The 20602-nt window shown below is 65.6% G+C and carries 22 protein-coding genes and 2 pseudogenes; 15 read left to right on the top strand and 9 right to left on the bottom strand.

Annotation, left to right across the window (positions count from 1 at the left end):
* The first annotated feature begins 66 nt into the window (after positions 1 to 66).
* The 6 genes from KVP10_RS10620 (at position 67) to proB (ending at position 5416) form a co-directional block, all read left to right on the top strand.
* Positions 67 to 582, top strand: coding sequence for a MarR family winged helix-turn-helix transcriptional regulator (locus KVP10_RS10620; RefSeq protein ID WP_217964577.1), 516 nt, complete (start codon positions 67 to 69; stop codon positions 580 to 582).
* A gap of 321 nt (positions 583 to 903) precedes the next feature.
* Positions 904 to 2130: a bifunctional glutamate N-acetyltransferase/amino-acid acetyltransferase ArgJ gene (gene argJ, locus KVP10_RS10615; protein ID WP_217964576.1), complete on the top strand. Its 1227-nt coding sequence runs from the start codon at positions 904 to 906 to the stop codon at positions 2128 to 2130.
* Between the two features lie 159 nt (positions 2131 to 2289).
* Entirely contained in the window at positions 2290 to 2601 is a 312-nt protein-coding gene (gene rplU, locus KVP10_RS10610) for a 50S ribosomal protein L21 (protein WP_217964575.1), read from the top strand.
* 36 nt (positions 2602 to 2637) lie between these two features.
* Entirely contained in the window at positions 2638 to 2898 is a 261-nt protein-coding gene (gene rpmA, locus KVP10_RS10605; protein ID WP_088604106.1) for a 50S ribosomal protein L27, read from the top strand.
* Between the two features lie 100 nt (positions 2899 to 2998).
* Positions 2999 to 4159: a GTPase ObgE gene (gene obgE / locus KVP10_RS10600; RefSeq protein ID WP_217964574.1), complete on the top strand. Its 1161-nt coding sequence runs from the start codon at positions 2999 to 3001 to the stop codon at positions 4157 to 4159.
* A gap of 87 nt (positions 4160 to 4246) precedes the next feature.
* Positions 4247 to 5416: a glutamate 5-kinase gene (gene proB, locus KVP10_RS10595; protein WP_217964573.1), complete on the top strand. Its 1170-nt coding sequence runs from the start codon at positions 4247 to 4249 to the stop codon at positions 5414 to 5416.
* Positions 5417 to 5425: 9 nt separating this feature from the next.
* Here proB and KVP10_RS10590 read toward each other — a convergent pair whose 3' ends face one another.
* On the bottom strand, positions 5426 to 6367 hold the full coding sequence (locus tag KVP10_RS10590; RefSeq protein WP_217964572.1) for a LysR family transcriptional regulator: 942 nt from the start codon (positions 6365 to 6367) through the stop codon (positions 5426 to 5428).
* 210 nt (positions 6368 to 6577) lie between these two features.
* Between KVP10_RS10590 and KVP10_RS10585 the strand changes: the two genes are divergently transcribed.
* Positions 6578 to 6952, top strand: coding sequence for a DUF4148 domain-containing protein (locus KVP10_RS10585; protein WP_217964571.1), 375 nt, complete (start codon positions 6578 to 6580; stop codon positions 6950 to 6952).
* Positions 6953 to 7314: 362 nt separating this feature from the next.
* Here KVP10_RS10585 and KVP10_RS21425 read toward each other — a convergent pair.
* The 3 genes and pseudogenes from KVP10_RS21425 to KVP10_RS10565 form a co-directional block, all read right to left on the bottom strand.
* Positions 7315 to 7847, bottom strand: a pseudogene (locus tag KVP10_RS21425) (LysR family transcriptional regulator); the annotation flags it as partial.
* 97 nt (positions 7848 to 7944) lie between these two features.
* Positions 7945 to 9132, bottom strand: a complete 1188-nt coding sequence (locus tag KVP10_RS10570) for an MFS transporter (protein ID WP_217964569.1) — start codon at positions 9130 to 9132, stop codon at positions 7945 to 7947.
* Positions 9133 to 9179: 47 nt separating this feature from the next.
* Positions 9180 to 9674 carry a DUF2938 domain-containing protein gene (locus KVP10_RS10565; RefSeq protein ID WP_217964568.1) on the bottom strand — a complete coding sequence of 165 codons (495 nt, stop codon included), beginning with the start codon at positions 9672 to 9674 and terminating at the stop codon, positions 9180 to 9182.
* Positions 9675 to 9758: 84 nt separating this feature from the next.
* Between KVP10_RS10565 and KVP10_RS10560 the strand changes: the two genes are divergently transcribed.
* Positions 9759 to 10226 carry a helix-turn-helix domain-containing protein gene (locus KVP10_RS10560; protein ID WP_217964567.1) on the top strand — a complete coding sequence of 156 codons (468 nt, stop codon included), beginning with the start codon at positions 9759 to 9761 and terminating at the stop codon, positions 10224 to 10226.
* A 16-nt stretch (positions 10227 to 10242) separates the two neighbouring features.
* On the opposite strand, the pseudogene KVP10_RS21295 reads toward KVP10_RS10560, so the two are convergent.
* Both KVP10_RS21295 and KVP10_RS10550 read right to left on the bottom strand, forming a co-directional pair.
* Positions 10243 to 10413 (bottom strand): annotated as a pseudogene (locus KVP10_RS21295) (DUF3363 domain-containing protein); the annotation flags it as partial.
* Positions 10414 to 10850: 437 nt separating this feature from the next.
* Positions 10851 to 11339, bottom strand: coding sequence for a winged helix-turn-helix transcriptional regulator (locus KVP10_RS10550; protein ID WP_217964566.1), 489 nt, complete (start codon positions 11337 to 11339; stop codon positions 10851 to 10853).
* 228 nt (positions 11340 to 11567) lie between these two features.
* On the opposite strand from KVP10_RS10550, the gene KVP10_RS10545 reads away from it, so the two are divergent.
* The 7 genes from KVP10_RS10545 (at position 11568) to slmA (ending at position 17460) form a co-directional block, all read left to right on the top strand.
* Positions 11568 to 12818, top strand: a complete 1251-nt coding sequence (locus tag KVP10_RS10545; protein WP_217964565.1) for a D-amino acid dehydrogenase — start codon at positions 11568 to 11570, stop codon at positions 12816 to 12818.
* A gap of 307 nt (positions 12819 to 13125) precedes the next feature.
* Positions 13126 to 13716: a phosphoheptose isomerase gene (locus tag KVP10_RS10540; protein ID WP_217964564.1), complete on the top strand. Its 591-nt coding sequence runs from the start codon at positions 13126 to 13128 to the stop codon at positions 13714 to 13716.
* Positions 13716 to 14456 carry a BON domain-containing protein gene (locus KVP10_RS10535; RefSeq protein WP_217964563.1) on the top strand — a complete coding sequence of 247 codons (741 nt, stop codon included), beginning with the start codon at positions 13716 to 13718 and terminating at the stop codon, positions 14454 to 14456. Before KVP10_RS10540 ends, KVP10_RS10535 begins: the two co-directional genes overlap by 1 nt.
* Entirely contained in the window at positions 14453 to 14950 is a 498-nt protein-coding gene (locus KVP10_RS10530; protein WP_217964562.1) for a peroxiredoxin family protein, read from the top strand. The genes KVP10_RS10535 and KVP10_RS10530 overlap by 4 nt, the downstream gene beginning before the upstream one ends.
* Positions 14951 to 15104: 154 nt before the next feature.
* On the top strand, positions 15105 to 16004 hold the full coding sequence (gene argB / locus KVP10_RS10525) for an acetylglutamate kinase (protein WP_217964561.1): 900 nt from the start codon (positions 15105 to 15107) through the stop codon (positions 16002 to 16004).
* 17 nt (positions 16005 to 16021) lie between these two features.
* Positions 16022 to 16756, top strand: a complete 735-nt coding sequence (locus KVP10_RS10520) for a pyrimidine 5'-nucleotidase (RefSeq protein WP_217964560.1) — start codon at positions 16022 to 16024, stop codon at positions 16754 to 16756.
* A 125-nt stretch (positions 16757 to 16881) separates the two neighbouring features.
* A complete protein-coding gene (gene slmA, locus KVP10_RS10515) occupies positions 16882 to 17460 on the top strand; it encodes a nucleoid occlusion factor SlmA (RefSeq protein WP_217964559.1) in 579 nt (192 codons plus the stop codon).
* Between the two features lie 16 nt (positions 17461 to 17476).
* On the opposite strand, the gene KVP10_RS10510 is transcribed toward slmA, so the two are convergent.
* The 3 genes from KVP10_RS10510 to KVP10_RS10500 form a co-directional block, all read right to left on the bottom strand.
* On the bottom strand, positions 17477 to 18229 hold the full coding sequence (locus tag KVP10_RS10510; RefSeq protein WP_217964558.1) for a HesA/MoeB/ThiF family protein: 753 nt from the start codon (positions 18227 to 18229) through the stop codon (positions 17477 to 17479).
* Positions 18230 to 18496: 267 nt separating this feature from the next.
* Positions 18497 to 20050 (bottom strand): S41 family peptidase, encoded by a 1554-nt coding sequence (locus KVP10_RS10505; RefSeq protein ID WP_217964557.1) that lies wholly within the window; start codon positions 20048 to 20050, stop codon positions 18497 to 18499.
* Positions 20051 to 20164: 114 nt separating this feature from the next.
* Positions 20165 to 20602: murein hydrolase activator EnvC family protein (locus KVP10_RS10500; protein ID WP_217964556.1), on the bottom strand; the 438-nt coding region annotated here is incomplete at its 5' end.

Below are 20602 nucleotides of genomic sequence, written 5' to 3'. Positions count from 1 at the left end.
CCCGCGGCCGCGAGTCCGGCGCCGCAACGGCATCCCGCGGGGCGTGTAAGGCCACTTGCGAATCAAATGAGCGACACTCACGAAACCCTCGAACCGTCCCCCCTGCCCGACCTGGAAAGCCGGACGGTGCCGGAAGACCACCACGACCTGCGCCTCTGGCTGCGGCTGTTGACCTGCTGCAACCTGATCGAGGGCGAGATCCGCAGCCGCCTGCGCGTCGAATACGAAACCACGCTGCCGCGCTTCGACCTCATGGCGCAACTGCTGCGCGAGCCCGCCGGCATGAAAATGAGCGAACTGTCGCGCCACATGATGGTGACCAACGGCAATATCACCGGCATCACCGACCAGCTCGAAAAAGAAGGCATGGTCGAGCGCATCAAGGTCGCGACCGACAGGCGCAGTTCGCTGATCCGCCTGACCGCGCGCGGCAAGCGCGTGTTCCGCAAAATGGCCCAGTCGCACGAGCACTGGATACGCGAGATGCTGGGCGGGCTGTCCGAGAAAAGCCACAAGGCCCTGTACGAGGCGCTGGGCGAACTGAAGCTGCTGAACCAGCCGCGCCGCAACGGCAAGCCCTGACGCGGGCTCCTGGCCGAAGCGGCAAGCTCCGCCGGGATCTTGGCGCGACGCCGCACACGGCACCAGCGGCATGGCCAGGCAAGACAGGCCGATCGCCGCACTGCGTATCGGTACGATCCTCCCCTAGCGAATTGCCGGCACCGCGACCGCGCAGCGCGCTAAAATCGCCGCGTCCGCCCCCGGGCCCGCAGCGACCCAGGCCGGATTCCCCACCCGAGGCTTTCCATTCCCGGGTTTTCTGTTTCCGGGTTTTCTGTTTCTTAGCAACGCGCCGCCGCGCCCCGCATCGCGACCCGCACAACCTCCGTCGAGCACACTGCCATGGCCGTCAATCTGCACGTACCCCCCGAATCCGCAATCTTCCCCGTCGCAGGCGTGGAGATCGGCATTGCCGAAGCCGGCATACGCAAGGCGGGACGACGCGACCTGACGGTGTTCCGCCTTGCCGAAGGCAGCGCGGTGGCCGGCGTGTTCACCCGCAACCGCTTCCGCGCAGCGCCCGTGCAGGTTTGCGAAAGCCATCTGGCCGCCGGCAGCGGCGTGCGCGCCCTGGTGATCAACACCGGCAATGCCAACGCCGGTACCGGCGCCCAGGGACTGGACGCCGCCCGCCAGACCTGTGCCGCGCTGGCCGGCCTGCTGGGCATCGAAGCGCAGCAGGTGCTGCCCTTTTCCACCGGCGTGATCCTCGAACCGCTGCCGGTGGAGCGCCTGACCGCCGCGCTGCCGCAGGCGGTCGCCAGCCTGGCCCCGGGCAATTGGCATGACGCCGCCTACAGCATCATGACTACCGACACCCAGCCCAAGATCGTCTCGCGCCGGCTGGACTTGGACGGCACCACCGTCACGATCACCGGCATCAGCAAGGGCGCCGGCATGATCCGGCCGAACATGGCCACGATGCTGGGCTATCTGGCCACGGACGCCGGGATCGATGCCGGGCTGCTGCGCAGCGCCGCCTCGGCGATCGCCGACCGGTCCTTCAACCGCATCACCGTCGACGGCGACACGTCGACCAACGACTCCTTCATCATCATGGCCACGGGCCGCTCGGGCCTGCGCATCGAGTCCGAGGTCGACCCGCGCTATGCCGCCCTGTATGCCGCGCTCGAAGCCGCCGCAGCCGAACTGGCGCAGAAGATCGTGCGCGATGCCGAAGGCGCCACGAAGTTCATGACCATACGCGTGGAAGAAGCCGGCAGCACCGAAGAGGCGCTCAAGGTGGCGTACTCGGTGGCCCAGTCGCCGCTGGTGAAGACCGCCTTCTACGCCTCGGACCCGAACCTGGGCCGCATCCTCGCGGCCATCGGCTATGCCGGCATCGACGACCTGGACGTGAACGGCATCCGGCTCTGGCTGGGCGACGTGCTGGTGGCCAGCCAGGGCGGCCGCCACCCCGAATACCAGGAAGAAGACGGCCAGCGGGTCATGAAAGAGCCCGAGATCCTGGTGCGCATCGCCCTGGGACGCGGCAACGTGGCCGATACCGTCTATACCTGCGACTTCTCGCACGAGTACGTCAGCATCAACGCCGACTACCGGTCCTGACCCGGGAGCCCGAGGCGGCGCCCCGGATCCATCCTGGCCCGGGAGCACCTACCTGCTCCCGCCTCAGGCGCCCGCAACTATTTGACTTCAAAAACAAATTCACGCTATGATAGCGAGCTTGGCATTTTGCCAAGCATATTTTTTCGAGGTATACCCTAAATGTATGCGGTCATAAAAACCGGAGGCAAGCAGTATCGTGTTGCCGCCGGCCAAAAACTCAAGGTAGAACAGATACCGGCAGACATCGGGCAAGAAATCACGCTGGACCAGGTTCTCTCGGTAGGCGAAGGCGACCAACTCAGGATTGGTACGCCCTTGGTTACTGGAGCCGTGGTCAAGGCAACGGTTCTTGCGCAAGGCCGGCACGACAAGGTCAAGATCTTCAAGATGCGCCGTCGCAAGCATTACCAGAAGCACCAAGGCCATCGTCAGAACTACACCGAAATTCGCATCGAAGCCGTCACGGCCTGAGATCGAAGCACCGGTTTTGTATAGCAGGAGCTAAACATGGCACAGAAAAAAGGCGGCGGCTCGACCCGCAACGGACGCGACTCAGAATCGAAGCGCCTCGGCGTCAAGGCATACGGCGGCCAGCTGATCCCCGCCGGTTCGATCATCGTGCGCCAGCGCGGCACGCGTTTCCACGCCGGCACCAACGTCGGCATGGGCAAGGACCACACCCTGTACTCGCTGGTAGACGGCACGGTACAGTTCGCGGTCAAGGGCGCGCTGAACAAGCATACGGTTTCCGTAGTCGCCGCAGAATAGGCGCCGCAAGCCCGGTAGTCCCAAGCCCTGCCTGATGGCAGGGCTTTTGTTTTAGAATGGGCGGTTGCACGCACATCACCAGCAGGCACATCAGAACATCATGAAATTCGTCGACGAAGCCACCATAGAAGTCATTGCCGGCAAGGGCGGCAACGGCGTGGCGAGTTTTCGCCGCGAAAAATTCATACCCAAGGGCGGCCCCGATGGCGGCGACGGCGGGCGCGGCGGCAGCATCTACGCGGTGGCCGACCGCAACATCAATACGCTCATCGATTTCCGCTATGCCCGCCTGCACCGCGCCCGCAACGGCGAGAACGGCAGGGGCTCCGACCAATACGGCGCGGCGGCGCCCGACATCACGCTGCGCGTGCCCGTGGGCACGGTGATCTACGACGCCGACACCGGCGAGCAACTGTTCGATCTCGACCGCCACGGCGAGCGCGTCACGCTGGCCGCAGGCGGGGCCGGCGGCATGGGCAATATCCATTTCAAGTCCAGCGTCAACCGCGCGCCGCGCCAATGGACCCCGGGCCGCGAAGGCGAGCAGCGCCGCCTGCGCCTGGAACTCAAGGTGTTGGCCGACGTCGGCCTGCTGGGCTTGCCCAATGCCGGCAAGTCCACACTGATCAGCAAGATTTCCAACGCCCGGCCCAAGATCGCCGACTATCCCTTCACCACGCTGCATCCCAACTTGGGCGTGGTGCGCACATCGGCCTCGCGCAGCTTCGTGGTGGCCGATATTCCCGGCCTGATCGAGGGCGCCTCCGAAGGCGCCGGGCTGGGCCATTTGTTCCTGCGCCACTTGTCGCGCACGCGCGTGCTGCTGCACCTGGTCGACGTCTCGTCGCCCGACCCCGATCTCGACCCGGTCGAACAAGCCGCCGCCGACGCCCGCGCCATAGTCGAAGAGCTGCGCCTGTACGACGCCGAGCTCTATGCCAAGCCGCGCTGGCTGGTGCTCAACAAGCTGGACATGGTGGCCGACCCCGAAGACGTCACTCGCCGCCTGTGCGAGGCGCTGGACTGGAAAGGGCCGGTATTCGGCATTTCGGCGCTGGACGGCATGGGCACGCGCGAATTGGTGTGGCGCCTGCAGGACTGGCTGGACGAAGAACGCCGGCGGGCCCAGCGCGCCCAGGACGAGGCCGACGGCACCTACGTGCCCGAAGACCCGCGCTTCGATGCCGCGCGAGGCCCGGGCGACGATGCCGCCGGGCAGGCCGACGCCGAGCGCGCGCCGCCCCCGGGCACGGACGACTGAAGACACGCCGCCCGCGCGGCGCGCCCGTGCAGCCAATTCCGCAGCCCCTTCCTTACGCAATCCGTCCCCTATAGCGCAGCAGGCATTATGCCCACCAATACCGCCACCTCTTCCGTTGTCGCCAAGGCCAAGCGTCTGGTCGCCAAGGTCGGGTCCACGCTCGTCACCAACGAAGGCAAGGGCATAGACCTGGCGGCGGTCGGGCAATGGGCGGCGCAGATCGCGGCGCTGCATTCCCAGGGCCGGCAGGTAGTGCTGGTGTCCAGCGGCGCAATCGCCGAAGGCATGGCGCGGCTGGGCTGGGCCCGGCGCCCGAGCACCATGAACGAGCTGCAGGCGGCCGCCGCGGTCGGGCAGATGGGCCTGGCCCAGGCCTACGAAGCTGCCTTCGCCAAGCACGATATACGCACCGCGCAGATCCTGCTGACGCACGAAGACCTGGCCGACCGGCGCCGCTACCTGAATGCGCGCAGCACGCTCTACACGCTGTTGGCGCTGGGCGTAGTGCCCATCGTCAACGAGAACGACACGGTGGTCACCGACGAGATCCGCCTGGGCGACAACGACACGCTGGGCGCGCTGGTCACCAACCTGATCGAAGCCGACGCGCTCATCATTCTTACCGACCAGCGCGGCCTGTACAGCGCCGACCCGCGCAAACATCCCGAAGCCCGCTTCATCGACGTGGCGCAGGCCGGCGACCCGGCCCTGGAAGCCATGGCGGGCGGCGCCGGCAGCGGCATCGGCACGGGCGGCATGATCACCAAGGTGCTGGCCGCCAAGCGCGCCGCCAATAGCGGCGGCCATACCGTGATCGCCTCGGGGCGCGAGCCCGACGTGCTGCTGCGCCTGGCGCGCGGCGAAGCCATCGGCAGCGAACTGCGGGCGGCGCTGCCGGTGCGCTCGGCGCGCAAGCGCTGGCTGGCCAACCACCTGCGCCTGCGCGGCCGCGTCACGCTGGACGCCGGCGCGGTGCGCGCCATCACGCAGGGGCACAAGAGCCTGCTGCCGATAGGCGTGATCGCCGTGGAAGGCGAATTCGAACGCGGCGATGTGGTGGCCTGCGTCGACCAGCACGGCGTGGAATGCGGCCGCGGCCTGATCAATTATTCCGCCAACGACACGCGCCGCATCCTGCGCCAGCCCAGCAGCCATATTACCGAGATACTGGGCAGCATGTCGGACGAAGAGCTCATGCACCGCGACAATATGGTGTTTGTCAGGCCGGCCGCAGCGGCCCGCAAGGCCGATTCGTAGCCGCCGGGCCTACCCCGCCACGGCGCCGTGCGCCAGTTCCCTGGGCACCAGGTGCTCGCGGGCAGGCAGGCTGGCCAGGCGTTCCTGCAGGAATTCGATGAAGACGCGCACCTTGGCCGGCATCAGCCGGGAAGGGAATAGCGCCATCAAGGGCATGGGCTGCAGTTCCCAGTCGGGCAGCACTCTTTGCAGGGGCTCGCCCACGTCCGCTTCGCTGGGGCTGTAGATAGGCAAAGGGACAATGCCCACGCCCTGCGCGGCCAGGCGCTGCAGCATGCCCATATTGTTGATGGACAGCCTGCCCGAGACGGTGACTTCTTCCGTGCGATTGCCCGATTTCATGACCCAGATCGAGCTGGCGCGGCTGCCGCGTGTGCGCAGGCACTGGTGGCGCAGCAGGTCGGTCGGTACCGCGGGCCGGCCATGGCTGGCCAGGTAGTCGGCCGAGGCATACAAACCCATGGACATGTTGGCAATGCGGCGCGATATCACGCCCGAATCGGGCTGCAGGCCGAAGCGCAGCACGAGGTCGAAGGCATCGGCAAGCAGATCCACGGCATGGGCGCTCAGGTCGATATCGCATTCGATGTCCGGGTATTTTTCGCAGAAATCGCGGAATATGACCGGCATGAAGCTCAGCGAGAAGCTGACCGGCATGGAAATGCGCAGGCGCCCTTTGGGCTGCTGCGCCACTTCCAGCAACTGCTCGTGCGCGATGCGCGCCTCGGCCACCACATGCTGGCAGCGCTCGAAATAGACCCCGCCCGCCTCGGTGAGCTCGATCTTGCGAGTGCTGCGATTGAGCAAGCGCACGCCCAGGCGGCGCTCAAGTTCGCTGATGCGCCGCGACAGCGTCGATACCGGCATGTCCAGGGCCTCGGCGGCACGGCTGAAGTTCTTGCGCCTGGCCACTTCCACGAACAGCGCGATGTCGTCCAGGGAGGGGTCCATAGTTTTTTCCAAAAACACCTATAGTTTTTATATTTTTCTATAGTATACCCCTCTTATTATTCTATATATGGAAATATATTTGTCATGAACTAGGGTTTATACCAGGACTAAAAAAGCACACACTAACTCCATCGAAAACGGCCTGCAACACAGCGCAGGCACGGCAAGACAAGAAGCCGTTGAATTCTTGAGATACAAATGGAGTTAGATATGAAAGCCCTCGCAAGTGCCCTGATGATTTCCGCTACCCTGATTGCCGGCGCAGCGCAGGCAGCCTCCCTGAATGACGCCCCCAAGACCCGCGCCCAGGTGGTTGCCGAGCTGCAGCAAGCCCGCGCCCAGGGCCAGCTCAGCAGCGGCGAACTGGACTACCCGCCCGCCATCGCGCAAGCCAGCACCAAGAGCCGCGCCCAAGTGCAGCAAGAATTGGCCGCCGCCCAAGCCGCGGGCCAGATCCAGGTCGGTGAAGATACCAGCTATCCGGTGATCGCCGCCTCCGGCCCCAGCACCGTGACCCGCGCTCAAGTAGAAGCTGAGTACACCCAGCTGGCCGCCTCGGGCCAACTGCCGCAAGTCGCGTTCTGATCGGGGCCTGCGGTTGAAAGAGCGTGCGGCGCGGTAGCGCCGCCGCCTTCCCGATGACAAGGCCGCGAACTGGCGGCCACATTCCCGCCGGACATCCGCCCATGAATGTCCGGCAACACGGACCGGTCTCCTGACCGGCCCATCGCGCCCGGCCCTTGCGGCCGGGCTTTTTCATTTCACCATGACTCCGGTGCCGCATTTCGTTGGTACGCGCCTAAACCCGATGCAGCAGGTTTATCAATAAGTTAGGCGGGTTCAACATATGCCGGTGCTTTCCGAAACCTGATCCGCTTTCCCCTCTGTTGGCCCCTATGAGGCTCTCGGGAATCGGGTCGTTCCGAGGAGTCAGCATGGCAAAACTCAAGCTCACCAAGTCCGCAGTTGATGCGGCTCAACAGCGGATGTTTAGCCGGCACCGCCACCACCAGCGGATCGTGCCATGCGGGCATGGCAAGCAGGCCATCGCCCACATCATCGGACTGCACGAATCCCGCATCGTAGAGGTCTTCGCGCAGCCCCGCGATTTGCTGCGACAGCGGTATCTCGGCCAGATGAATCCCGACTTCGGGATCATCGTCCCGACACTTCGCCAGGAAGGCGCTCAAGCGCGGCGGCGTGATGCCGTCGGACAGGGCAATGCGCAGTTGGCCGTCGTAACCGGCGGCGACCGCCTTGGCCCCTTCGCGGGCCTGCTGCAAGGCAGTGAAGATGCGCGGCACATGCTCCTTGAAAATCTGCCCGGCACGCGGATGAACAGCCGGACGCCCAGGTCTTCTTCCAGTTCCTTGATCGCCCGCGACAATGGTGACTGCTCGATGTGCAGTTTCTCCGCTGCACGGGCGAAATGAAGTTCTTCGGCGACGGCTAGGAAGCAGCGGAGATGACGAAGCTCCATGTCTTCTCCTCAAGATCACGCTCTGTGTCTCGCTGATTCGCTGTGCTTCTGCCCATTCGGATAGACAGTCGAGTTCCACGCTCGCAGCAAGTCCGTGCTACCTGGAAGCCGGTGCGCGACTTCCCGTTTCTCCGAGAAGTGCCAGACCGAGCGCCGCAACGCCGATGGCAGCACCGACCCATCCAACCGCCGGTAGTCCATGGCCGAGGCTGATAGGCAGGCCGGCCAGCAGCGGAGCGACCGTCAGGCCTGCTTGGAAGGCCGACGAGTTCATCGCACCGGCCAGCATCGGCGCTTCGGGCGCAACGACGTAGACCCGGCCCCACACCGCCGGATTCAGCAGGAAACCCGCCACACCCAGCAGGAACACCAGCGAGACAGTCGCCGTGGCATCCGACGCTAGCACCGCGACTGCGGCGGATACGAGGATCAGGCCGAGGATGCCTGCCACGAGCGTAGTGAACGGGCGGCGATCCGCCGTGCGCCCGCCGATCGTCAATCCGATGAAGGCGCCAATGCCGAACAGCGTCAGCACAGCCGGCAACCAGTGCGCCGGCAATCCGCTGACGCCGAGCAGCAGTGCTCCCAAATAGCCGAACGTGCCCATGTAGGAGGCCGTGGTCGCCGCCGTCGTGGCAAAGGCCAGCCAGAGGACGGGGCGCCGCATCGCGCGCAACTCGGTCCTCAGATCGGGTTCCTGTGCGCCGCCGGGCGTCTTGCTCGGCAGGACCAGAAGACCGGCGACTGCCGCCACGGCCGTGCCGGCCACCACCGCCCAGAACCCGCCGCGCCAGCCGGTGGCCTCGCTGATGAACGTCCCCGCAGGCCCTCCCAGGACCATAGCGACGGTCAGGCCGCTGACCACGATGGACAGCGCCCTGGCGTGCCGGTCCGGCGGCGCGAGCTGCACGGCCGTGGACGCTGCGACGGCCCAGAAGCAAGCATAGGCCAGCCCCATCGCGAAGCGGGCGACGAGAATGGGCCAGTAGCCCGAGGCCAGCAGGCTGACCACCGTCGCGGCGATGAAGGCGCCTTGGCTGGCGACCAGCGCGACGCGCTTGGGCCATCGCAGCGCCAGGATGGCGAACGGCGGCGCACCGATTAGTGCGCCGATGGCAAATGCGGAGATCAAGGTGCCCGCCATGGGCAGGCTGATCTGCAAGTCGCCCGCAATCATCGGGAGAATGCCTCCCATCAGGAACTCGGCGCTGCCCATCGCGAACAGGCTCAGGGCGAGCAGGTAGACGGCCGGCGGCATCGACTTGATGTGTTTTCTCGTGGTCATGTTGGAGTTCCTCTTTTCTGTCCTGGACGTGGGCTTGGGCAAATGGCTCAAGTCCAAACCCGCTTGAGTACGTTTGCTGACAGATAGAGGCCGCAACCAAAAACCGCGTGCGTTGCCAGACTGCGCAGGCAGTTCTTGAGAGGCGTGGGCGTGCGCGACCCGGCGATGCCGGCTCCCATGGCGGGCTGCATCACGAAAAGGGGGAACACGACCGTTGCCATGCCCAAGACCAAGGCCGCTTCCCAGGTGGGATCGCGCACCCAGCCAGTCCCGCAGACGAGCACCAGCAACGCGGCGAATGCGATGCCGACCCCATAGTGAATGGCCCAGCCCAGCGGGAGCTCGCCGCGGACGGGGGCTGCCTTGCCGATGCTCGCGTGTGCCAGTTGACCTCGCAGCAGATGGCCAGCCCAGCGTCCGACGAGCGCGTAGTTCAGCGTCGGTGCACTCAGCGCCTTCAGGAGCACTGTCCACAGGTCCATCACCAGGGTCGCCCCGATGCCGATCAGCACCGCCCTTGCCATCTCGTCCATCGTCATCATGTCTACTCCTCGCCGTTGCCATTGCCAAAAACCTGATTTGGTGGCAGGATAGAAGTTAAAGTTAACTTCAAGTCAAGAGAGTCCATGGACATTTCGGAAGTCGTCCGGCGCACCGGCGTGCCGGCCTCCACGCTGCGGTTCTACGAGAAGAAGGGGTTGATCTCGGCGACCCGAAGCACCGGCGAGCGGCGGCACTTTGCGCCAGATGTGCTCGATCAACTGGGACTGATCGCCCTGGGGCAAGCTGGCGGCCTTTCGCTGGACGAGATTGGCGCCATGCTGTCACCCACCGGCGCACCCCAGGTCGACAGGAATCTGCTGATGGCCAAGGCCGATGAGATCGACGCCACCATCAAACGCCTGCGGGCCATGAGCGAAGGGCTGCGCCATGCCGCGGAATGCCCCGCGCCCAGCCATGCGCAATGCCCGACGTTCCAGCGCTTGGTCAAGGTGGCAGCGGCGGCCCGATTGAAGCAAGGCCGGGTGACAACTCCCGGTGCAGGCAAGCCAAAGCAGATGGCGCGCGGCGCTGACGCGGCCAATTCTCACTAGACGATTGCGGGCCCGCGCGCCCGATTTCCCATGTCACACCACCGCCGTGTACCGTCGCAGCAATCTGCTGCCCCAGCCGTTGCTCGATCACTGGCTTCCACGGCACGAGGCTGAACCCTATGCCGTCGTCCAGTGTCGCGTACCGACCGCTGGCGAACATTACGCTCCGGCGGTAGATGCCGGCCACGCCCTATCTGTCGAATAATGCGTACACATGGCGCATGTTCGAGGTCTGCCTGTTTCGCTGCACATTACTGCTGCGATGCACCTATGTGGCTCTTAAGCCCCAAGAGCCGACAGAGCTTGAAAGCTGGCAATCGTATTGCGCTACGTAGCTTTTCCCGCCGCCAAGCCCATGCATTCGGAGCTTGACAACGGACATTTTCATGGGCAGCGGCTTGTCTATGCCGGGCTGTCGATGGCGATTATCGATGTCAGCCCGACGATGCCGGCCCGTGGATGTCGGCCTGTTGGCGCCGCCTTGCGGACCGGGCTTGTCGATCCAGTCAGGGGACCGGGCCCGTTGCCCGTTGCCCGTTGCCCGTTGCCCGTTGCCCGTTGCCCGTTGCCCGTTGCCCGTTGCCCGTTGTGTAGATGATGGCCCGTCGGCGCCGGACTACCGGTTCACTTTTGCGCCGGGATGAGCAAGGTTTCCTTGACCTCTTCCATGACGATGCAGCTCTTGGTCTGCGTCACCCCGGGCAGCCGCAGCAGGATGTCGCCCAGCAGGCTGCGGTACTGGCCGATCTCGCCGATGCGCGCCTTGACGAGGTAGTCGAAGTCCCCGGACACCAGGTGGCATTCCTGCACTTGCGGAATACACAGGATCTCGCGGCGGAAATCGTCGAAGCTGCGATCGGACTTGCTGGACAGGGATATTTCCACGAACACCAGCAGCGCCGCGTCCAGCGCCGCAGGCGCGACGCGCGCGTGATAGCCGGTGATGACGCCGTCGCGCTCCAGCCGCTTGACCCTTTCGGTGCAGGGCGTGACCGTCAGCCCCACCGTCTCGGCCAAGTCAGTCATGGACATGCGGCCATCGCGCTGCAGGAGATCGAGTATGTGCCGGTCCAGCTTGTCCAGAGCGCGCACTGGCTGGCGCTGCACCCTCATGACAGTCTCCTTTTTTCAGTCTCCGCAGCCACTTGCCCGGCTTTCAACAGCCACCGGTTCAGCCTTCAGCAACCGCTTGCCCGGCCTTGGATAGCCACTTGTTCAATCTTCAGCAGCCACCCATCCAGCTTTCAGCAAATACGCCTGGAAACTCTATTTTTTCATTAAAAAACACTGCACATTGTGCCCTAGAATAATGAAAATACATAGTATTCTGACTCGCGCACCATGAAAATCATTATCCTCGGCGCCGGAGTCATCGGCGTAAGCAGCGCATACTACCTGGCCGAACAAGGCCACGAAGTCACCGTGCTCGAGCGCGAGCCGGGCCCGGCCTGCGAAACCAGCTTCGGCAATGCCGGCCAGGTTTCTTTCGGATATTCCTCGCCCTGGGCCGCGCCGGGGGTGCCGCTCAAGGCCCTGGAATGGATGTTCGCCAAGCACCCGCCGCTGGCCATACGCCCCGACGGGACCCTGTTCCAGTTGCACTGGATATACCAGATGTGGCGCAACTGCACCGCGGCGCGCTATGCCGTCAATAAAGAGCGGCTGCTGCGCATTTCGGAACACAGCCGCGAATGCCTGGCCCAATTGCGCGCCCGCACGGGCATCGAATACGAAGGCCGCCAGCTTGGCACCCTGCAAGTTTTCCGCAAGCAGAAGCAACTGGACGCGGCGGCGCGCGACATCCGCGTGCTCGAAGCTGCCGGCATACGCTACGAGCTGCTGGGCCGGCAGGAACTGACACGCAGCGAACCGGCGCTGGCCGCCAGCCTGCACAAGCTCGCCGGCGGGCTGCGCCTGCCCGACGACGAAACCGGCGACTGCCGGCTCTTCACGGGCCGGCTCGAGGCCCTGGCCCGCGCGCTCGGCGCGCAGTTCCGCTACGGCATCACGGTCGACCGCCTGGAACATGCCGGCGGCGAAATCACCGGGGTGCGCTGTGCCGGCCAGACCCTGCAGGCCGATGCATATATAGTGGCCCTGGGCTCGTATTCCACGCCGCTGCTGCATGGCCTGGTGCGCCTGCCCGTCTATCCGCTCAAGGGCTATTCCATCACCGTGCCCGTCGCCCGCGACGAGGCCGCGCCCGTCTCGACCCTGCTGGACGAAACCTACAAGATCGCCATCACGCGCTTCGACCGCCGCATCCGCGTCGGCGGCATGGCCGAGATCGTCGGCTACGACAAATCTCTCAATCCGCGCCGCGAACGCACGCTGGAAATGGTGCTGCGCGATCTTTTTCCCGAAGGCTACCAGCCCGGCAATGTGTCGTTCTGGACGGGCCTGCGGCCCAAGACGCCGGACAGCACGCCCATCATCGGCGCCACCGGCATCCGCCGCCTGTACCTGAACACGGGCCACGGGACGCTGGGCTGGACCATGTCCTGCGGCAGCGGCCAGTTGATCGCGGACATCGTCTCGGGCAAGCCGACGGCAATCCGCAGCGACGACCTGGCGGTAAGCCGCTACGCCTGAGGCAAGCCCGCGGCGCGCGGGCGCCGGCCAGCTCGTGCGGCTGGCGCTTGCGCGGCTTGTGCTTGTACTTGTGCTTGTGCGGCATGTGCATGTCCCGCCAGCCAATATGCATGTCCCGCCACCTTGCCGCGTGGCTGTCCGTAGCGGACGCAGCAGGCCGCGCGCAGGGAACCTATGGCCGGCACGACACTCGAAGCACCGAGGCCCAGGCCTGCAATTCGGAAGCCTCCGATTGCGTTACGTCCGCTGACAGGATCCGGGCGCGCCCGCTACGGCATCCTTGAGCGGTCATGAGATAATGCACGCCATGGACATGACATCCCGCATGAGTACGCATTTCGACGATGCCCTCGACGCCTTCAAGGCCGCCAGGGAACTCGCCGCGCCGCTGGCGGCCGCCGTCGATCTGCTGTTCGGCTCGCTCAGCAACAACGGCAAGATCCTGGCCTGCGGCAACGGCGGCTCGGCCGCGGACGCCCAGCATTTCATCGCCGAACTGGTGGGCCGCTTCGAACGCGACCGCCTGCCCCTGGCCGGCGTGGCCCTCAACACGGACACGTCCATCATCACCGCGGTCGCCAACGACTATGGCTACGACGCAGTCTTCGAGCGCCAGGTGAATGCGCTAGGCCAGCCAGGCGATATCCTGGTGGCCATTTCCACCAGCGGCAACTCGCCCGGCGTGGTGCGCGCCGTCGAAGCCGCGCACGAGCGCGAAATGCCTGTCATCGCCCTCACGGGCAAGGGCGGCGGCCAGATCGGCGCCCTGCTGTACGAAACAGATGTCCACTTATGCGTTCCGCACGACCGCACCATGCGCATCCAGGAAATCCACATCCTGCTGCTGCATGCGGTATGCGACGGTATCGACGCCTTGCTCCTGGGAGACACACTCTAATGCTGCCTACCATCACGCTGCCTGCCTTCACCGCGAAACGCGCCCGTTCATTGCTGCTGGCCGGCCTGGCCGCGGCCAGCCTGTGCTCGCTGTCGGGCTGCGGCCTGTTCGTCGTGGGCGGCGCGGCCGCCACCACTGCCACCGTAGCCAGCGATCGCCGCACGGCCGGCGAACAGGTCGACGACAAGACCATACAGGTCAAGTCCGCCAACGACCTCGGCGCCATCGTGGGCAGCCAGGGCCGCGTCAACTCCACGTCGTACGCGGGCTGGCTGCTGCTGGTCGGCGACGTGCCCTCCGAGCAAATCAAGCAACAGGCCGGCGACCGCGCCGCCAAGATTCCCAAGGTCAAGCGCGTCTTCAACGAACTGCGCGTCGGTCCCATCACCCCGCTCAGCGTGCGCAGCAACGATACCTGGCTGACCTCCAAGGTCATGGCATCGCTCATCGACACCAAGGGCGTGCCGACACGCACCATCGTCGTCACCACCGAGCGCGGCGTCGTGTACCTGATGGGCAAAGTCACCACTACCGAAGCCGAGCTCGCCGCCAAGGTCGCCTCGGGGGTGAGCGGCGTGAATAAAGTTGTAAAATTATTCGAAATTGTCTCGCCCGAGAGCCTGCAGCAGCGTTCCAGCCCGGCTCCGATCCAGGACAATGGGGCCAGCGGTACCAGCACCACTTCAACCCCGGCGCCCGCCGCCCCTTCGGGCGGTGCCCAAACCATGCCAGTGCAATGAAAAAAGTCCTGTTCAGTCTGATCGCCGTCGTCGCCCTGGCGGGCGTCGCCTTGTGGCAGTTCTCGGGCTCGGCCCGGGCCGCCGCCCCCGACGTCACTTTCGTGTCGCTCACCGGCCAGAAGATCACGCCGCAAGATCTGCGCGGCAAGGTCGTGCTGGTCAAGTTCTGGGCCACCGACTGCGCCACCTGCATCCAGCAGATGCCCGACATGATCAAGACTTACGACGCCCTGGCCCCCAAGGGCTTCGAGGCGATCGCGGTCGCCATGCAGTATGACCCGCCCAACTACGTCAAGAACTACGCCGAGACCCGCAGGCTGCCCTTCCCCGTGGCCATCGATGCGCAAGGGCAGATCGCCAAGGCCTTCGGCGACATCAAGCTCACGCCCACGGCCTTCCTGATCGACAAGCAGGGCCACATCATCAAGCGCTACTTGGGCAACTACGACAAGACCGCTTTCCTGAACACCGTCCAGAAGGCGCTGGCCAGCTAGGGCCTGTGCTACGACCGCATGCGCCCGAGGCCGCCACGCGGATTCTCGGGCTTTTCATTTCCACGCCGGGCCGCATGGCCATGACAACGCCGGCCGCGGCGGTTCCATCCCAGCACCGGGGCCACTCGTACACGCCAACCCTCGTTCGCCGCTCATGAATAATCCATCCGATACCGCTACGCTCGCCTCCACCGTCAAGGCCGATGTGCTGTCCGAGGCGCTGCCCTATATCCGCCGCTTCCATGGCAAGACCGTGGTCATCAAGTACGGCGGCAATGCCATGACCGAAGAGCCGCTGCAGCGCAGCTTCGCCCACGACGTGGTGCTGCTCAAGCTGGTGGGCCTGAATCCCGTCGTGGTGCACGGCGGCGGCCCGCAGATCAACAGCGCGCTCAAGCGCATCGGCAAGGAAGGCAATTTCGTGCAAGGCATGCGCGTGACCGACGCCGAGACCATGGAAGTGGTCGAATGGGTGCTGGGCGGCCAGGTGCAGCAGGACATCGTGATGATGATCAACGAGGCCGGCGGCAAGGCCGTGGGCCTGACCGGCAAGGACGGCTGCCTGATCCAGGCCCGCAAGAAGCTGCTGGCCGACCAGGACAACCCCGGGCAATGGCTGGACATCGGCTATGTGGGCGAGATCATGCGTGTCGAGCCGGCCGTGGTCAAGGCGCTGCAGGACGACCAGTTCATTCCCGTCATTTCGTCCATAGGCTACGGCGAGGACGGCATGTCCTACAACATCAACGCCGACATAGTCGCCGGCAAGATGGCCGAAGTGCTGGGCGCGGAAAAGCTCATCATGATGACCAACACCCCGGGCGTGCTCGACAAGAACGGCCAGTTGCTGCGCAGCCTGTCGGCGCAGACCATCGACGAGCTGTTCGCCGACGGCACTATTTCGGGCGGCATGCTGCCCAAGATCTCGTCGGCGCTGGAAGCCGCCCGCAACGGCGTCAATTCCGTGCACGTGGTCGACGGCCGGGTGCCGCACTGCCTGCTGCTGGAAATCCTCACCGATCGCGGGGTGGGGACCATGATCAGCTCGCACTGACGCGAGCCGCGCTCGAAGTGCGTACGGGTATCGCGCAAGCGCGCCGCGGCATCGTCCGCGGCGGCCGGTCGGCGGCGGCCGGCACGGTCTGGCTGTTCGACCTGGACAACACCCTGCACGACGCCTCGCGCGCCATCTTTGCGGCCATAGACCGCAGCATGACCGAGGCCGTCATGCAGTCGCTGGACCTGGATCGCGAGGCCGCCACGCGCCTGCGCACCAGATACTGGAAACGCTACGGCGCCACTGCCATCGGCATGGAACGCCACCACGGCGTGGACATCGACGCCTTCCTGACGCTGAGCCACAGCTTCGAGATCGCCCCGCTGGTGCATGGCGAAACGGGCCTGGCCCGCAGGCTGGCGCGCCTGCCCGGCCGCAAGATAGTGCTGACCAACGCGCCGCTGCCCTATGCCTGTACGGTGCTGCGCACGCTCGGCATCCTGCGCCAGTTCGACAGGGTCTGGGCCATCAATCACATGCGCCTGCAGGGACGTGTGCGCCCCAAGCCGTCGCTGGCGCTGATGCGCCAGGTGCTGGCGCAACTGCGCGTGCCCGCCGCCCGCGCCGTGCTGGTCGAGGACACGCTGGGCAATCTGCGCACGGCCCGGCAGGCCGGCATGCGCACCGTGCACGTCTATCATCCAGGCACGCCGTTTTCCGGCAAGCACAGCGGCCGCAGCCATCACGTGGGATTGCGCGTAAACTCCGTGAGCGAACTGCTGCTGGGCCGGCGGCCGTTGCGTCGCTGAACTGGTGCCGCGCGGCGCCGCACATAGCAAATACCATCAGAAAAAGAGGGAGACCACGACATGAGGCGGCACATGCGAAGCCCGCGGGCCTGGGCGGCCCTGCTGACGGCGGCGGGCAAGCATCCATGACATTGCGATCCGGCACACGCCAGGCCCTGATCCTGGAAACCCTGGCCGCGATGCTGGCACAGCCGCATGCCGCACGCATCACCACCGCGGCGCTGGCCGACAAGATGGGCGTGTCGGAAGCCGCCCTGTACCGGCATTTCTCCGGCAAGGCCGCAATCTACATGGCGCTGCTGGATTCCATCGAAGCGCAGTTGTTCGAAGACCTGGGGCACATAGCGGCCGCAGAAGACCAGGGCGCGCGCCGGCTCGGCCGCCAGGTGCATGCCCTGCTCTTGTTCGCCGAACGCCATCCGGGGCGCACCCGCATGCTGACGGGCGACGCCCTGGTCACCGAGGACTGGCAATTGCAGGTCAGGCTCGGCGCGCTGATCGACGCCATCCAGGCCGAACTCGCCGCCAGCGCCCAGGCCGCGCACCCCGATCTGGCGCTGGCAGCCGACCCGCAATTGGCCGGCGGCCTGCTGATGCACTGGGTGAGCGGGCGCTGGCTGCGCTATGCGCAAACGAGCTGGCAGGCGCTGCCTACGGCGCGCCACGCCGAAGAGCTGGCGCTGATGGGGCTGCGGCTGCCCTGACCGGCACGGCCCCGCATCAACTGCGGTGGCCGCAGACCGCGCAGCCGGGATCGCGCTGGTAGGCGATTTCGTGCCAGCGCATCGATAGCGCGTCCAGGCACAGCAGGCGCCCCACCAGGGGCTCGCCGACCCCGGTCAAGACCTTGATGGCTTCGGCGGCCTGGGTGCTGCCTATGATGCCGACCAGCGGCGCCAGCACGCCCGTGGTGGCGCAACTGATTTCGCGCGCGCCCTCGTTTTCGGGAAACAGGCAGTGATAGCAGGGCGAGGCGCCGCTGCGCAGGTCGAACACGCTGACCTGCCCGGCGTAGCGGATGGCGGCCCCCGAGACCAGCGGCTTGCGATGGACCACGCAGGCGCGATTCAGTGCGTGGCGGGTGGCGAAGTTGTCGGTGCAGTCCAGCACCAGGTCGACGCCGGGCACGAGCTCGTCCAGGCGGCCCGCATCGAGCCTGGCCACTTCGGCCCGTACCTGCACTTCGGGATTGAGTTCGGCAAGCATCTGCCGGCCGGATTCCGCCTTGGGCCAGCCCAGGCGCGCGGTGGTGTGCAGTAGTTGGCGCTGCAGGTTGCTGAGTTCGACCTCGTCGTCGTCGGCCAGGACGATGCTGCCCACGCCCGAGGCGGCCAGATAGGACGCGGCGGGCGAGCCCAGCCCGCCCGCCCCGACGATCAGCACGCGCGCGCCGAGCAGGCGTTCCTGGCCTTCGATGCCCAGCTCGTCGAGCAGGATGTGCCGCGCATAGCGCAGCAACTGCGCATCTTCCATTAGGGCCTGTTCACACTAAAAGGGGTGCCGCACTGGCGGGCAGAAGGCCGCCAGGCTAGGCGCGGGCGAGGCCGCGTGGCCGCCCCACGCAACGAGTCCGCAACGACGCATGGCGGCCTTCTGCCCGCCAGCCCGCAGGGTGACCACAAAAGAACCTGCCCCTCGGCGTTGCTCATGCTCGCCGTGGTCCCGCCACGGCTGTGCTTCGCGCCTTGATGGACAGGTTCTTTTGTGGCCATGCGGCACCCCTTTTGGTGTGAACAGGCCCTAGTGCAACTCGATCAGCCCATGCGGAGTGATGCGGAAGCGCTCGATCTTCTGGCCGGGGACTGTCTGCGGCGCCGCGCCGGGCACGGGCTGGTCGCTCGAGCCCGGCCCTTGCGGTTTCACCTTACTTTTTTTTTCAGCCGGTTCGGTCTTGCTGCCTGCGTCGCCGCCTGTGGCCGCGGGCTTGGCGGCCTTCTTGCTGGCGGCCAGGATCAGGCCCGGCTCGATCTTGTGCACCTTGCGGCCTTCGAGGAAATTGACAGCCTGGCGCAACTGGAAGTCGTCGGTGCCGCCGAACTCGAACATCTTGGGCTCGACCTTGGGCTTGGTGGCGCTGGCCTTTTCTTCGTCGGCGCTTTCGTCGGTAACCGCGCTATTGAGCAAGTGGTGCTTGAGGTCGACCTCGCGCGGCAGGCGGAACAGGTTGCCCTGCGGCGTGTCGTCCACGACGATGTCGGGTTCGACGCCGGTGACCTGGATGGAGCGGCCGCTGGGCGTGTAGTAGCGCGCAGTGGTGAGCTTGATGCCGGTGTCTTCGCTGAGCGGCAGCACGCTTTGCACCGAGCCTTTGCCGAAGGTGCGGTTGCCCATGATCTTGCCGCGCTTGTGATCCTGCAGGGCGCCGGACACGATTTCGGAGGCCGAGGCCGAACCGACGTTGACCAGCACCACCATGGGCACGGTCTTGGTCCAGCCCGGCACCGTGGACACGCCGTCGGCCTGGGTCGCGTAATACTGGTGGTTCGACGAGGGCACGCGGCCCTTGGTGGAAACCACCAGGTCGTTGGACTTGAGGAAGGTCGAGGCCACGCCGATGGCGCTGTCGAGCAGGCCGCCCGGATCATTGCGCAGGTCGAGGATCAGGCCCTTGGGCGTATGCTTGGGATCCAGCGCGCGCAACTGCTTGACCAGGTCGGGCACGGTGGTTTCCTGGAACTGCGAAATGCGCACGAAAGCGATGTCGCCGGACAGCATCTTGCTGCGCACGCTGCGCACCTTGATGATGGCGCGCACGATCTTGATCTTGAGCGGCTTGGCCTGGCCTTCGCGCTTGATGGTCAGGACAATGGAAGTATTGGGTTCGCCGCGCATCAGCTTGATGGCGTCGTTCAGCGTCATGCCCTTTGTGGGCTTGCCGTCGATCTCGGTGATGAGGTCTCCGGCCATGATGCCGGCGCGCGCGGCCGGCGTGTCCTCGATGGGGGCGATGACCTTGGGCATGCCGTCTTCGCTGCCGATTTCTATGCCCAGGCCGCCGAAGCCGCCCTGGGTGATGGCCTCCATTTCCTTGAAGGCCTCGGGGTCGAGGTAGGCCGAATGCGGGTCGAGATCCGTGAACAGCCCCTTGATCGCGTCGTCGATCAGGGTCTTGTCGGACATGGGTTCAATGTAGCTGCTCTTGATCGCCGAGAACACATTGGCGAACTGCTGCAGCTCTTTGAGCGGCAATGGGTCGCCGCGCTGCGCCGCGGCAGAAATGCCCAGGCTGATCAGGATTCCCCCGGCCACACCCAAAGCCACCAAACCGAAACTGCGAAACCTGCGAGCGCCCATGCATATTCCCAAATAGACTCTTTTCACGGCTGGCGGCCGCAAAGGCCCAGCCCCATCACGCAGCCGGGACAGGCCGTGCCGAATGCGTAGACATAAGAGCACATAGTACCGAAATTAATGCCCCAGCCAAAGCAGCGGATTCACCGGCACGCCCGCGTGCCGGATCTCGAAGTATAGACCGGGCTCCACCTGGCCGCCGGTGGCCCCTACCGTGGCAATGGTTTCCCCCGCACGGACGATGTCGCCCACCTGCTTGAGCAGGCTCTGGTTGTAACCGTAGATGCTGAGGTATTTCTCGCCATGGTCGATGATCAGGATATTGCCGAAACCCCTGAGCCAACTGGCATAAACCACCCGGCCCGCCGCCACGGCATGCACCGCGGTTCCCGCCGGGGCGCGCAGCACGATGCCGCGCCACAACCCGCCGTCGGGCCGGCTCATGCCGAAGCGGCCCTGTACCTCGCCGCGCACCGGATAGGACAGGCCGTGCGTCAGGCCGCCGAAGCCGCCCGGCGGCGCCAGGCGCGGCGCCGGCTCGGACGTCGCCGGGGC

The sequence above is a fragment of the Candidimonas humi genome, from assembly GCF_019166065.1.
Classification (GTDB): Bacteria; Pseudomonadota; Gammaproteobacteria; order Burkholderiales; family Burkholderiaceae_B; genus Candidimonas; species Candidimonas humi.
The sequence above is the reverse complement of the archived record's forward strand: the minus strand, read 5'-3'. Positions and strand labels throughout refer to the sequence as shown.

Bases quoted from the DNA above. Each gene is read 5' to 3' on its own strand.
- KVP10_RS10620 (WP_217964577.1), top strand. From the start codon at position 67: ATGAGCGACACTCACGAAACCCTCGAACCGTCCCCCCTGCCCGACCTG.
- argJ (WP_217964576.1), top strand. From the start codon at position 904: ATGGCCGTCAATCTGCACGTACCCCCCGAATCCGCAATCTTCCCCGTC.
- rplU (WP_217964575.1), top strand. From the start codon at position 2,290: ATGTATGCGGTCATAAAAACCGGAGGCAAGCAGTATCGTGTTGCCGCC.
- rpmA (WP_088604106.1), top strand. From the start codon at position 2,638: ATGGCACAGAAAAAAGGCGGCGGCTCGACCCGCAACGGACGCGACTCA.
- obgE (WP_217964574.1), top strand. From the start codon at position 2,999: ATGAAATTCGTCGACGAAGCCACCATAGAAGTCATTGCCGGCAAGGGC.
- proB (WP_217964573.1), top strand. From the start codon at position 4,247: ATGCCCACCAATACCGCCACCTCTTCCGTTGTCGCCAAGGCCAAGCGT.
- KVP10_RS10590 (WP_217964572.1), bottom strand. From the start codon at position 6,367: ATGGACCCCTCCCTGGACGACATCGCGCTGTTCGTGGAAGTGGCCAGG.
- KVP10_RS10585 (WP_217964571.1), top strand. From the start codon at position 6,578: ATGAAAGCCCTCGCAAGTGCCCTGATGATTTCCGCTACCCTGATTGCC.
- KVP10_RS10570 (WP_217964569.1), bottom strand. From the start codon at position 9,132: ATGACCACGAGAAAACACATCAAGTCGATGCCGCCGGCCGTCTACCTG.
- KVP10_RS10565 (WP_217964568.1), bottom strand. From the start codon at position 9,674: ATGATGACGATGGACGAGATGGCAAGGGCGGTGCTGATCGGCATCGGG.
- KVP10_RS10560 (WP_217964567.1), top strand. From the start codon at position 9,759: ATGGACATTTCGGAAGTCGTCCGGCGCACCGGCGTGCCGGCCTCCACG.
- KVP10_RS10550 (WP_217964566.1), bottom strand. From the start codon at position 11,339: ATGAGGGTGCAGCGCCAGCCAGTGCGCGCTCTGGACAAGCTGGACCGG.
- KVP10_RS10545 (WP_217964565.1), top strand. From the start codon at position 11,568: ATGAAAATCATTATCCTCGGCGCCGGAGTCATCGGCGTAAGCAGCGCA.
- KVP10_RS10540 (WP_217964564.1), top strand. From the start codon at position 13,126: ATGGACATGACATCCCGCATGAGTACGCATTTCGACGATGCCCTCGAC.
- KVP10_RS10535 (WP_217964563.1), top strand. From the start codon at position 13,716: ATGCTGCCTACCATCACGCTGCCTGCCTTCACCGCGAAACGCGCCCGT.
- KVP10_RS10530 (WP_217964562.1), top strand. From the start codon at position 14,453: ATGAAAAAAGTCCTGTTCAGTCTGATCGCCGTCGTCGCCCTGGCGGGC.
- argB (WP_217964561.1), top strand. From the start codon at position 15,105: ATGAATAATCCATCCGATACCGCTACGCTCGCCTCCACCGTCAAGGCC.
- slmA (WP_217964559.1), top strand. From the start codon at position 16,882: ATGACATTGCGATCCGGCACACGCCAGGCCCTGATCCTGGAAACCCTG.
- KVP10_RS10510 (WP_217964558.1), bottom strand. From the start codon at position 18,229: ATGGAAGATGCGCAGTTGCTGCGCTATGCGCGGCACATCCTGCTCGAC.
- KVP10_RS10505 (WP_217964557.1), bottom strand. From the start codon at position 20,050: ATGGGCGCTCGCAGGTTTCGCAGTTTCGGTTTGGTGGCTTTGGGTGTG.